This is a genomic window from Vibrio sp. 10N.247.311.51 (assembly GCF_041467855.1).
GTDB lineage: Bacteria > Pseudomonadota > Gammaproteobacteria > Enterobacterales > Vibrionaceae > Vibrio > Vibrio coralliirubri.
In genome coordinates, this window is sequence record NZ_JBFSVK010000011.1 from 147,426 (window position 1) to 160,461 (window position 13,036).

The following is a 13,036-nucleotide window of genomic DNA, read 5'->3' on the forward strand; positions in this document are numbered from 1 at the left end:
ACGAACTTCCGGCCTTTTCTATTTAGTGCTTTTCCTTTTGACCGAACGCGTCGTTAATCAACAACTTCGATATCGGTTTGAGGCACACTGCAACACGCCAGTATCTGACCCATATTGCGTTCATGTTCTTGCAATGCAGGCACATCCGGTTGGTGAACTTGCCCTGACTCAAGGGTCACTTTACAAGCGCCACAGAAACCAGCACGGCAACTTGAAGCGATAGACACACCCGCCGATTCAGCTTGCTCTAGCAGGGTTGATTGGTTATTACCTTCGAACAAGTAGCCATTAACACTTAACTGCAGTTGCTTCACCGCCTCTTCAGTAGACTGAGCCACACCAAACGCTTCTTGATGATAATGTTGAGGGTTAAGCCCCATTTGAATCAGCAGTTTCTTGGCATTATCCATAAAGCCGTCAGGACCACATACGAATGCTTGACGCTTATGTAGCTCTTCAATTTTAGCGACATGAGACACGCTCAAACGGCCTGATAAACCATCCCACTCTTTCGTTGGTTGGCTTAGTGAGTAAATCACATGTAAGCCTGGATGTTCATTGGCAATTTGATCGATCTCTGCTTGATAAGGGATATCTTCTTCGCTGCTGCATTGGTGATAGAACACCACATCATCAATCTGGCCATGGTCGGCTAAATAACGAAGCATCGACAACATCGGCGTAATACCGCTACCCGCAGACAAAAGCAGTAGTGGGTGCTTAGGGTTTTGTTCTAAATAGAAAGCACCATCTGGGTTTTGAGCAACAAGCGTATCACCGACTTGGAAGTGATCATTGAGCCAGTTTGAGATTTGACCATCGTCCACTCGCTTTACAGAAATCGCTAAACGACCCGCACGTGAAGGACTAGAAGATAGCGTGTAACGACGAGACACTTTTTCGCCATCAATCACCATCTCAATCGGTAAATGTTGCCCCGGCTGATAGCTTGGTAATGAATGGTTCTCTTTCGCTGGCTCTAGCCAAAACGTCGTGAAGTCGCGAGCGATCTCTTCACGCTCGACGCAAGTTAAGTGCAGTGACTCTACCCAAGTGTCTTCGTAGTGTTCTTTCTCTTTGGTTTCAAGTACCTCAACCACGTCACCCGCTTTCACCAGACCTTCATTTTTTGCCACAAGGTTCTGACCAAAGAAAACACCACCACGCTCGTTGGCTCTGAATGTAGAGAAGGTATTAAGAGGCTCTTTTGTCGCTCTGAATTCGCCGCTCTCAACATCGACTGTCGTCAGAATACAACGCTCACAAGGCTTCACCGCTTCGAATTCAACCTCACCAATTCGGATACGCTTCCAACCGTCTTCGGCAAAGGCTTCTGTATTTGAAACAACAAAGTTGGTGCGGAACTGATCCATTGAATGGGTTTCAGGGCTGCGGCGATTGAGCTCATCTAGAGAGGCTTGGCTGATCACCAACATTGGATAGCCGTCAGCGAAACTGACATTCTGACCAAGCTTTTCTCGAACACGATTGGATTGCTCACCACAGAACAACAGTTCTACGCGAACACCAAGCACATCGCTGAACCAATCATCCGCCTCGTCGTTGGTGGTATACGCGGTGAAGCTGTCTTTCCACACTGTTGCAGGCGCTTCTTGCATCTTGAAGTTTGCATACTTGAGGCGCAGCGGCTCTTTACCTTCATAAGTAAAAATCAAACCGTCTGGCTGCAAGCTTGAAGACACCTTGACCATTTTAGGGTACTTACGCGCCGTCACCATTGAGCCGTCAGCCAACGCCAACATAAAACGTCGGTCGAAGGTAAGGCCTTGTTTTTCGACCCAAGCAGAAGAGAGTGCAATCCCGCCTACTGATTTAACCGGAAACACGTTGATTTGAGATAAGGAAGGAGCTTGCTCTGAAGCCTTTCGATCTATAGGTGACTGCGACATAACGATTCCAATGTTTTGTTGTTTGTCCCAATGCTAACAAATGGTTATAAATAGATAAACTGGCAGGCATTAAACACTTGATACTAAGCTAATATCTTGAGATGTTTAAATCACTGCCTTGTATACATTAAGACAGCAATGCATTAACACTCTCCATACGTTCTATAATGTGAACACGGTTATCGCATTGAACTTTCATTGAATAAAAAGGATTTATCATGAACAAACTCGTCATTATCATTTTATGTGTACTGCTTCCGCCTGTTGGTGTGTTCTTCGCTCGTGGTGCAGGTAAAGATTTGCTGATTAACATCGTCCTGACCTTCTTCTTCTGGGTTCCAGGAATGATTCACGGACTCTGGGTGGCGACTCGCTAACCCGTATCCAAAAATAAATACCGAATTAAAAACCCATAAAAACAAGCTCCTAGCCCTGAAGAGTTAAAAATAGGATGAAATCAAAGTGCTTTTCCACTATCATCCTGTCGCCTAAACGTAAGCGATTGCTTTCACAGATTTCGCCGAGTTTAGGCTCCAACTACATAACACTTCAAATGGTGGGAGCCTTCAATGACACAACTTACGATTACTCGTCCTGACGACTGGCACGTTCATCTACGCGATGGCGAAGTATTAAAAGATACAGTGCGCGATATCAGCCGCTACAATGGTCGAGCGTTAATCATGCCAAACACCATCCCACCGGTAACCGATACCGAAATGGCTTTAGCTTACCGTGAACGCATCATGGCAGAGCAGCCAAGCGAGCAATTCCAGCCTCTAATGGCACTTTACCTGACAGACAACACAACACCTGAAGAAATTCGCAAAGCAAAAGAGTCTGGTGCAGTAGTGGCAGCAAAGCTTTACCCAGCGGGCGCGACGACTAACTCTGATTCAGGTGTAACGTCAGCACAAAAGATTTACCACGTGTTAGAAGCAATGCAAGAAGTGGATATGTTGCTGCTGGTTCATGGTGAAGTTACCACTCACGATGTTGATATCTTCGACCGCGAGAAGCAGTTCCTAGACACAGTGCTAGCACCGATTGTGAACGACTTCCCTAACCTAAAGATTGTTCTTGAGCACATCACAACCGCTGATGCAGCAAACTTCGTGAAGAACGCGAATGACAACGTAGCGGCAACCATCACCGCTCACCACCTGCTTTACAACCGCAACCACATGTTGGTTGGCGGCATTAAGCCACACTTCTACTGCCTTCCAATTCTGAAGCGCAACACTCACCAATTAGCGCTTATCGAAGCTGCAACAAGCGGCAGCAAGAAGTTCTTCTTGGGTACAGACTCAGCACCACACGCAAAAGGTGCAAAAGAGTCAGCATGCGGTTGTGCAGGTTCTTACACAGCGCACGCTGCCGTTGAACTGTACGCAGAAGTGTTCGACTTAGAAGGTAAGATTGAGAACCTAGAAGCGTTTGCAAGCCACAACGGCCCTGACTTCTACGGTATTCCACGTAACACGGACACCATCACTCTTGTTAAAGAAGAGTGGAACGTTGCTGAGACCATGCCTTTCGGTTCAGACATCGTTGTGCCAATCCGTGGCGGCGAGACGATCGCTTGGTCTGTAAAGTAAACGCTTAGTCGGTAAATAAGCGCTCATATTAAAAAATAAGAGCGTGGTGTTAATTAAACACGACTCATTAGATTAAAAGGGGCACCATAATGATTATGGTGCCCCTTTTTCGTTTCGTGGAGAGATGGTTTTATTAAAATCAATAATGCGCGATTACTTACCGCGAATTTTTCCAATCACCGTCCAAACTGCAACGACGATCAGTCCAGCTAAGACACCGATAACACCGTTCAACAGAGTTGGAACCACCGCCGTCGCTATCGTATGTCCACGAAAGTCCATAATAATCGGCTCAATTAAGTGATGAATTGCAGGAACGTTGTGCACCACAATACCGCCACCAACCAAGAACATCGCGGCTGTGCCGACCACAGCAAGTGTCTTCATTAACTTGGGCGCAAACGCGACTAGCCCATTACCCAATTGGGTTTTAATAGCACTGCCATTCGATGTTCGTTGCAGATAGAAACCTAAGTCGTCCAACTTAACGATCCCTGCTACTAAGCCATAAACACCAATCGTCATCACAACCGCAATCAAACTCACGACAAGAATCTGAGTAACGATGCTTGTACCTGTCACGGTGCCCAGTGCTATCACGATGATTTCCGCAGATAATATAAAGTCGGTACGAATCGCGCCTGCGACCTTTCTCTTCTCATATTCCTCTATGGATTCACCAGTACTTGTGTCCTCTCCCTTTTCAGCCTCTTGATGAGCATGAGGAAAGAGCTTCTCTAAGATTTTCTCGGCACCTTCAAAACAAAGAAACAAGCCACCAATCAAAAGCAAAGGCATGATCAGCCAAGGAATAAAGGCACTGATCAATAATGCCGCGGGCACCAAAATCAGCTTGTTTTTAAATGAACCTTTGGCAACCGCCCACACCACTGGGATTTCTCGTTCAGCAGAAACACCAGATACCTGCTGAGCGTTAAGCGCTAAATCATCCCCCAACACACCAGCGGTTTTTTTCGCTGCGACCTTAGACATCAGTGCGACATCATCTAACACGGTTGCAATGTCATCCAGTAGCGTTAATAAACTTGCTCCAGCCATTTTATGGTCTCTTTTAAGGGATTAAACAATTGATAAAATGTAACACCATCAATCCACTCATCAAAGTTATGAGTCTGTAAAAAATAGAGTCACAAGTTGTGTTTTCTATTGCCGTCTCTGCTAGACAGGACTAGTCTGTCTTCATCTTTCGCGAACATAAAAGAAGAAGTATAGATGAAAAGTGAATACTCCTACCCAATTGGTGAGCCAGGACAAAAATGGCAAGAAGCAGAACGTCAAGCATGGTTAGCTCAAAGAACCGTTAAGCGTGAATACCAGCAAGAAGTCGTGCCAAAAATCCAAGCATTGGCAGACCGCTTTGACATCGAGCAATACGGCGCACTGAGCTACGATGAAGCTCGCTTCCCGCTTTTTGCAATCAAAAGCAAAAACTGGGACGCATCAAAACCAACGATCCTTGTAACAGGTGGTGTTCACGGTTACGAAACCAGTGGTGTGCATGGCGCGATCAAGTTCGCCGCAACTCAAGCAGAACAATACTCAGCGCACTTCAACATTGTTGTTGCGCCTTGTGTGAGCCCTTGGGGTTATGAAGTGATCAACCGTTGGAACCCAAATGCTGTCGATCCAAACCGCTCTTTCTACGACGGTACGCCAGCAGAAGAATCAGCAAACCTACGTGCATTAGTCGCTTCTTTACCAGAAGTGTTGGTTCACGTTGATCTACATGAAACAACAGATTCTGATGAGACAGAATTCCGCCCTGCACTTGCTGCTCGTGATGGCATTGAGTACATCGAAGGCATGATCCCAGACGGTTTCTACACGGTTGGCGATACAGAAAATCCACAGTCGGAATTCCAAGCGGCTGTCATCGCTTCAGTTGAAAAAGTAACGCACATTGCGCCAGCAGATGCAGACGGCAAGATCATTGGTTCTGAAGTTACCCAACATGGTGTGATTAACTACCCAATGAAGAAGCTTGGGTTATGTGGCGGTGTGACTGATTGTAAGTACGGTACAACCACAGAGGTTTACCCGGACAGCGACAAAGTGACAGACGAAGAGTGTAATGACGCTCAGGTTGCTGCGGTAGTCGGTGCTTTGGATTACGTAATTCAACACGAATTAAACGCGTAAGCTAGTACCTAGTTCGCTAGAGCGAACTCCTAAAAACTAAAAAGAGCCACAAGTGACGATTCGCTTGTGGCTCTTTTTTTGTCTCTTTCTCTTACCTGCCATTTCTTCTCAGGCATAAAAAAGCTCCCTTGCAGTACAAGAGAGCTTTGAAATAACACTTCCTCTGGAATAAGTCGTTAATTACCTAAAGACTTACTCAGCGGCTTAGTGACTTTATTTCGCTGTTTCGCTAACGCTTGTTTGTCCTTTATCTACTTCAGTGAGTAGACCTTTCAACAAGCTGAAACAACCAATCAGAAGAATGATCGTAAACGGCAGTGCAGCAATGATAGTGATCGATTGCAGTGCTTGGATAGATTGAGTACCACCAATCCACAGCATTACCATTGCGATAGCACCTGAGATAACCGCCCAAACCACTTTCTGTTTAACAGGAACTTCAAGCTTACCACCCGCCGTCATGCCATCGATAACGATAGAGCCTGAGTCTAGCGTTGTAACGAAGAACACAATGATCAGTGCGACAGCGAGAACTGACAGAATGCTACCGAACGAGTAAGCATCTAGCATGTAGAACAAGCTCAGAGATACGTCTGTAATGCCTTGGTCGAGGCCAAGTTGTCCCACATGGTTAATTACTTGCTCGATAGCCACGCCACCGAAGATCGACATCCAAGCCGACGTTACCAAGGTTGGGATAATCAGTACGCAAAGTAGGAACTCACGAACCGTACGGCCCTTAGAAATACGCGCTACGAACATACCGAAGAATGGTGCATACGCAACCCACCATGCCCAGTAGAACACCGTCCAGCCATGCAGCCATGTTGTGTCTTCACGGCCAGAGCTTTGGCTCAGTGCAATGATGTTTTTTGCATAGCCCGTCACAGCAGTCGCGACAGAATCAAGCACAGTTGTGAAGTTCAGAACAGCGATCAGACCAAGGAATACGAACGCAATAACCATGTTCAGGTTACTTAGGAATTTAACACCACCGTCCATACCACGTAGTACAGAGATGATCGCTAAGCCCATGATCAGAACGATGATAGATTGCTGAAGGAAGATGTTGTTGTCCAAGCCAAACACGTGGCTGATACCACTTGCTGCTTGTGTACCACCTAAGCCTAGTGAAGTCGCAAGACCAAACAGAGTAACGAGTACCGTTAGTACATCGATTACATCACCCGTTTTGCCCCATACTCGCTCACCCAAAATTGGGTAGAACACAGAACGCATTGATAGCGGTAAGCCTTTGTTGTAAACAAAATACGCAAGGCAAAGTGCCGTCATGCCATAGATAGCCCAAGCATGGAAGCCCCAGTGGAATACGGTCGCACCGAGTGCCAGTTCACGGCCAGCTGCTGTGAACGGTTCTGCATCGAGTGGCGTTCCGAACCAATTCGTAAAGAACGCGGTTGGCTCTGCAACACCCCAGAAAATAAGTCCAATACCCATACCTGCTGCGAATAACATCGCAATCCAAGATGACATTGAATAGTCCGCAGTCGCGTCTTCGCCACCTAAACGAACTTTACCCAAAGGTGAGAATGCAAGAATAACGGCAAAAACTAACATGATGTTGGCTCCCCACATAAAGAGGAAGTCAAACTTTGATAAAACAGCACCCTTGATAGAATCAATCGCAGCTTTGGCATCTGCAGGAGGAAGAGCAAGAAGAGTGATGATGAAGAGAAGAGATAAGCCTACTGAGGCTACGAAGACTGTGTTATGGACATCCATGCCCCATTTACTGACGTTATCTTGACCGACTTGATAGTCAGTAGAATCAATACTGTATTTTTTTGATTTAAAACTCATAAATTATGATGTTCGCATATCCGAATCAACGAATATAAGGACGCTCTCCGTATCCAATTACTACTTGATTGGCTCGCCGAACCGCCTAAATAAAAGGCAATAAAAATCACAATAGTTAGTGACAAATGGACTTACTGGCTCAATCCCAAGGCGCGTATTATAGCACAGCTCAAAGCATTTTGACTGAGTTTTAGCTCAATAGTCACCCAAATCACCGCTGATAGTGATAGTTAACCCAATAAAAACAGAATAAAATAAAAGAATAAAAACCATCAAATACAACAATTTAAATTAAAATGACGCACCGTAAAATCACATCCAAACTTTTTGCAGATAATTTTAATAATCACCCAATTTACTTATAGCTCTAATAAAAAAGCCCCGCTATAGGGGCGGGGAAAGTTACCAAAGGTAAAAGAGAAATCAGTGTTCAAATGTCAGTGCTGCGTCTCACAGATCAGCACTGCACATTTCAAAGACAGTACATTAGATTGCGAAGCAAAAACCTAGGTTATAGTCTTCACCATTTTTCGCCGTGAACTCTTTGTCTTCACTTGATGCATTCGGGCGGCCACTTTCATCGCCTTTTACTAAGCTCACCCAGTGACGGATGCCAGAAGAACGGCTCGCCTCAGTTTGACCAAACGTAGTGCACGTCTCTAATTGGATATCTTGAATATCAACCAACTCCAGACGGCCTGTGCCTTTACGAGCGCCGATTGTCACTTCAACGTGCGTACCGCTTTCATCACGGAATAGGATTGCTGAAGGCTTAGATTTATCACCTGTGTAAGCCACAAAGTGTTTAGCGCGTTTCAGTCCAGTATGTTCACCATTCTTGAAGTAAACCTGAACGTGTCGGTAATCGATCTCGTAGCTCACTACATCTTCATGTGAACCCGTCTCGAGAGGAAATAGAGTATCAAGCAACTGTTTCGCCATTTTTTGTTTTTCGAGTTGCTTGTCTGCTTTCACCATTTCGACGGCAAAGACAGCTTCAGCAATAAATGTTGAATGGTTTCTGTGAAGTTCTGTTTTGTCTAGTGTCAGCATATTCATAGTCTATCCCTCGTACGGCTTTAAATTTCATTTAGGTCAAACATCCCAATAGACCCTTTTCAAAATTGTTCTTTACTGTGTGGTTTCCATGTTTTTCATACTACTGTTATTTTTGAAACAATTTCACAACAAAAATTACACAGTGTGAATTTTACTAAATTGCTTTTTTACACAAACCGGCGTTTTGAGCCCCCAGCCCTTTATTTAACTGGGTTGAGGGTTTCGTAGAAACGCGTTTACGTGTTGTTTGAATTTGTGTAATAACCCACCCCAACCAACTTATTGTCGATAACTCGATAGTAAGTGTGCTTAGTTTCCACTTTGCTCGACAGCGGATTTAACCATCGATAGGTGTAAACGCCACGGCCATTTTTTTTGGCTAGGTTTAACATCTCAGTGAGAATCGGCTTATCGTCAGGACTTAGAATTTCGTTGTGTGAACGCCCGACAAGCTCAGGAGACACCCCGTGCGCGAGCAGTTTTCCAGAGCTCATATCCATCACAAACACATACAGGTCCCCTTCGACAAAGCGGCCTTCGGTATCATTAAATTCAGTAATGCTGTCTTGCTCAGACTCCACTATTGCGGTCATGGCTCTCGCCAATAATCGCTTAGCTTCTGCAGCACTGGAACGTTCTGGGTAATACCCCACCGCCACGATTACATCGCCGACACGCTCGAAGAAGGTGGTTTTCGGCTCACCCATGCGATCAGTTGGGTTGGTCCAGTGATACTTCACTTCACCAAAACCGTTGTGTACCGCTTTGGTGATCATTTCACGGAAAAAAGGATTGCCATAAACGTCTTGGGTATCCAACACACTGTCGCCCACCAGCACCATGGAAGAGCCGCCACTGGCAAGGAATTGGCCATCAATACCAAGAGCAAACACATAGAGCTCACCGTCTATATATTCGGCATCACTCATGAAGTCTTTCACGCTGTCGTCACCTTCTTTTTGAACGTGCACCACCGCTTTCGCCAACAAGGTTTTGGCTCTTCTTTCAGCGTCACTGACCACATGTGGCTCAGAAATATCGAGCACATTGACTGGCTTAGTTTCTTTCTCGACTTCCGAATGCTCGGCACGCAATCCAATGCCGCTAACCACAGCAAACAAGGCGCAGCCAATAAGGATTATTCTGGATAGATTCATCGTTGTGTCTCCTAATAGCCGACTAAGGATGGTAGCCAAAGCGTGATTTGTGGGAAGAAAGCGATAACGAAAACGCCCACGACAGATGCAAGTACAAAGGGATGGATCTTCGCGGTGATCTGCTCGACCGTAGAGCCACCGATCCCCGAAGCGACAAAGATATTTTCACCGAGCGGTGGTGTGGCAAAACCTATCGAGAGCGTACACACCACCACGATACCAACATGGGTAGGATCGGCGCCCAACATGTACATGATTGGCAGTAGCACTGGCACAATGATCATGATCGCCGCCAAGGTTTCCATGAACATGCCGATGAACAGCAGCAAGGTAATCGTTAGTGCCCACACCATGTACATGTTGTCGGTAAAACTGAGTAGCGATTCCGCCACAACAACTGGAATTTTTTGCTCAATCAACAAGCGTCCGAACACGGTGGCAGCAAAGAGGATTAACAATACGCGTCCGGTGATCCATGTGGTGGTCGACAAAGATTTCATCACGCTTTTGAACGACAACTCGCGGTGAATAAACACACCCACGAACAGCGAATAGAAAATCGCCACAACTGCAGACTCTGTTGGTGTGAACATACCGCTGTAGATACCACCAAGAATCAGGAATGGCGCTAATATCGACCATAAACCGCGACGCAAGTAATGCCTTACATCACCAAACGACCATGTTTCGGTAAGCCCTTTATAGCCTTCACGCTTAGCTATGAAATAGTTAGTGACCACTAGCGTCGACGCCATAATGAAACCCGGCACAACCCCAGCAACAAACAGTTTTGGAATAGACAAAGAAGCAAACTGCCCATGCTGAGCAATGGCTTCTGGCGGTGCCATTAATCCCATCGCAGAAATGCCGAAAATAACCAAAGGAATGGACGGCGGAATGATGATGCCCAAGCCACCTGATGCAGCCGTTACTGCCGATGCGTAGCTCTTATCGTAGTCTCGCTTAACCATCGCGGGCACCATCAACATACCTACCGCTGCGGTTGTTGCAGGGCCTGAACCCGAGATAGCACCAAAGAAAAGACACGCCATTACCGTTGCTGCGCCAAGGCCGCCTGTTACGGGCCCTGCTAAGCTTTCGGCGATATCCACCAAACGTTTGGAGATCCCCGCCGCCTCCATTAACGCGCCAGCAAGAACAAAGGCTGGCAGCGCCATTAATGGGAAGTTACCCACCGAAGTAAACGCAATTTGTACCAAAGCGATGGGATTTTTGTCGAGCAACATATAGGCCGCCATTGAAGCGCCGGCCAGTGATACTGTGATTGGTGCACCTAGAATTAACAGGGTTAAGAAGCCACCAAATAAAATTAGAGTTAAATAGGATTCCATTATTACATCTCTCTATTACGACTATTCTCTGTGATGACTACTGCGCTGACTTTTGTGCCGTCATTTTTCGCAGCTCTTTGACTTCTGGATCTTCGTTGGTTGCGCCTTTGAATAAACGCTCGTAGTTGTTCCAGATAATTCGAATCATCATTAGGGAAAACGCGATAGGTAAAATCATGTAGAAATACTTCATCGGGATGCCTGTGGTTTGAGATTTCCAAAACAGGTTCATTTTGTTAAACACGAAGTCGTAACTGAGGTAAACAAAGTAACCGTTGAAGCAGAGCCATAAGAAGTCAGCTATGGTTTCACTGACGGTTTGTACGATTGGCGGAAAGAATTTGAAGTGAAAGCTCACTCGGTTGTGAGCCGACATTTTGGCCGCTACAACAGCTCCCAAGTAAGCAAACCAAACGAACATGTAAGTGGCTACTTCATCACCCCAAGGTATGGAGTAATCAAAGAACTGACGAGTAATGATTTGTGTGAACAGCAATAGGACAAAGCTTGCGAGCAGCAGACAACAGGTATATTCCTCAATGTTGTTTAGGTGCTTTTTTATTGTTTTAGCGACTGACATATAACCTCCAATGTTGATTTCCACATGACAACCAGTCGCTCACGGTCCTAAAAAGATCAGGTACAGAACAGATCAACGAGTACAGCCATGTAAATGCCCTATCTCACTGTTCTATCGCTAGGTGATTAAGTAGCGGAGAACAGCAGATAGGGCGAATCTAATCGTTACTTTCTACCTAGTAACTCAAGAACGTCGTCTAGCTTGTCTTTGCCCCCAATGCTTGAATAGAACTTAGGCCAAACTGACTTAGTCACCTTGCTGATCCACTCTTGCTCGTTATCTGCTGGATCGGTGAATACCATGCCTTTCGCTTGTAGTTCTTCACGGATTTTGTTTTCCGTATTTTCTAGATAAGCAAAGCTGTGCTCTGTCGCTTCCTGACCCGCTTCAAGAATGATCTTTTGCATCTCTGGAGTCTGTTGTTGGAAGACTGTTTCACTGACGATTAGCGGCTCAAGCGAGAAGATGTAGCGAATGTTGGTCACGTACTTTTGTACTTCATTGAACTTCATCGCATGCACAGTGATGTAAGGGTTATCTTGACCATCAACCACGCCTTGTTGCAGGCCGGTAAAGGTCTCAGACCATGCCATTGGTGTTGGGTTTACACCCCATGCTTGGTAAGAAGCAATCATGATTTCGTTACGAGGAACACGAATCACCAACCCTTTAAGATCCTCTGGCGAAGCGACTGGCTTTTTCGAGTTAGTCAAAACCCTAAAGCCTGAATAAGCCCAACCAACGATGCGAACACCAGCATCACGAATCGTGTTATCGACGAGGTCTTGGCCGACTTGGCCTTGAGTCAGTAGAACCGCTTCTTCTGCGCTTTGAATCACGTAAGGCATGGTCAGTAGACCAACAGTTGGAGAGAAAGGGGTTACGTTGTTGATCGCCAGTACAGAGAAGTCGAGAAGACCGATTGCCGCATCGTTGACGGTGTCTTGCTCATTGCCTAATTGACCATTCGGGAACAGATCGATTTTCACTTTACCGTCTGTTTTTTGCTCCATCAGTTCAGAAAATGATGTCGCCAATTCCCACTGCGTACCACCAGCAGCATCGCCGATAGCCATTTTAAAATTCGCTGCTGCCGCGGTATGAGATAACACCGCTGTTGCTACAATGGTGACACCAGCAATAATTTTATTTTTAACAAATTTCATAGTCTTAACCTTTCCTATCGTACAGACTTCCTGCCTGTACTTTGCTCACAAGGTGACCTGGTACAACTTTCCCGGTCGTAGTTCTATTTCCCTATTTTGGAAACAATGTTCGAGTCGCGATTACAGCTTTTCATCCTTTAACGAATACCACTGATAAAGGAACCGCTGCCCCATTCTGTATATGGAATCCACGTATTTACAAAGTGATTTTGGCAATAAAAGTTAAGATGCGG

At 45.7% G+C, this 13,036-nt stretch carries 11 protein-coding genes; 3 read left to right on the forward strand and 8 right to left on the reverse strand.

Annotated elements, in window-relative coordinates:
- Window positions 1-53 precede the first annotated feature (53 nt).
- Window positions 54-1,910: an MOSC N-terminal beta barrel domain-containing protein gene (locus AB6E85_RS12510; RefSeq protein ID WP_372142869.1), complete on the reverse strand. Its 1,857-nt coding sequence runs from the start codon at window positions 1,908-1,910 to the stop codon at window positions 54-56.
- A gap of 218 nt (window positions 1,911-2,128) precedes the next feature.
- Here AB6E85_RS12510 and AB6E85_RS12515 point away from each other — a divergent pair, with 218 nt between their 5' ends.
- Together AB6E85_RS12515 and pyrC are read left to right on the forward strand one after the other, a co-directional pair.
- Entirely contained in the window at window positions 2,129-2,287 is a 159-nt protein-coding gene (locus AB6E85_RS12515; protein ID WP_008215717.1) for a YqaE/Pmp3 family membrane protein, read from the forward strand.
- A gap of 192 nt (window positions 2,288-2,479) precedes the next feature.
- Entirely contained in the window at window positions 2,480-3,508 is a 1,029-nt protein-coding gene (pyrC, locus tag AB6E85_RS12520) for a dihydroorotase (RefSeq protein ID WP_048609740.1), read from the forward strand.
- A 153-nt stretch (window positions 3,509-3,661) separates the two neighbouring features.
- On the opposite strand, the gene AB6E85_RS12525 is transcribed toward pyrC, so the two are convergent.
- A complete protein-coding gene (locus AB6E85_RS12525) occupies window positions 3,662-4,567 on the reverse strand; it encodes a DUF808 domain-containing protein (protein ID WP_372142871.1) in 906 nt (301 codons plus the stop codon).
- 174 nt (window positions 4,568-4,741) lie between these two features.
- Here AB6E85_RS12525 and AB6E85_RS12530 point away from each other — a divergent pair, with 174 nt between their 5' ends.
- The gene (locus tag AB6E85_RS12530; RefSeq protein WP_372142873.1) at window positions 4,742-5,668 is read left to right on the forward strand and encodes a M14 family metallocarboxypeptidase; all 927 of its coding nucleotides are present in this window, start codon (window positions 4,742-4,744) and stop codon (window positions 5,666-5,668) included.
- Between the two features lie 213 nt (window positions 5,669-5,881).
- Here the strand turns inward: AB6E85_RS12530 and AB6E85_RS12535 are convergent, their stop codons facing one another.
- From AB6E85_RS12535 to AB6E85_RS12560, 6 genes are all read right to left on the reverse strand, one after another.
- The gene (locus tag AB6E85_RS12535) at window positions 5,882-7,489 is read right to left on the reverse strand and encodes a BCCT family transporter (RefSeq protein WP_372142875.1); all 1,608 of its coding nucleotides are present in this window, start codon (window positions 7,487-7,489) and stop codon (window positions 5,882-5,884) included.
- A 486-nt stretch (window positions 7,490-7,975) separates the two neighbouring features.
- A complete protein-coding gene (locus tag AB6E85_RS12540; protein WP_017064292.1) occupies window positions 7,976-8,548 on the reverse strand; it encodes a malate synthase in 573 nt (190 codons plus the stop codon).
- 236 nt (window positions 8,549-8,784) lie between these two features.
- Entirely contained in the window at window positions 8,785-9,705 is a 921-nt protein-coding gene (locus AB6E85_RS12545) for a cache domain-containing protein (RefSeq protein ID WP_372142877.1), read from the reverse strand.
- Window positions 9,706-9,716: 11 nt separating this feature from the next.
- The gene (locus AB6E85_RS12550) at window positions 9,717-11,057 is read right to left on the reverse strand and encodes a TRAP transporter large permease (RefSeq protein WP_017064290.1); all 1,341 of its coding nucleotides are present in this window, start codon (window positions 11,055-11,057) and stop codon (window positions 9,717-9,719) included.
- A gap of 37 nt (window positions 11,058-11,094) precedes the next feature.
- On the reverse strand, window positions 11,095-11,637 hold the full coding sequence (locus tag AB6E85_RS12555) for a TRAP transporter small permease (RefSeq protein WP_017097758.1): 543 nt from the start codon (window positions 11,635-11,637) through the stop codon (window positions 11,095-11,097).
- 164 nt (window positions 11,638-11,801) lie between these two features.
- Window positions 11,802-12,803 carry a TRAP transporter substrate-binding protein gene (locus tag AB6E85_RS12560; protein WP_372142879.1) on the reverse strand — a complete coding sequence of 334 codons (1,002 nt, stop codon included), beginning with the start codon at window positions 12,801-12,803 and terminating at the stop codon, window positions 11,802-11,804.
- Window positions 12,804-13,036 lie beyond the last annotated feature (233 nt).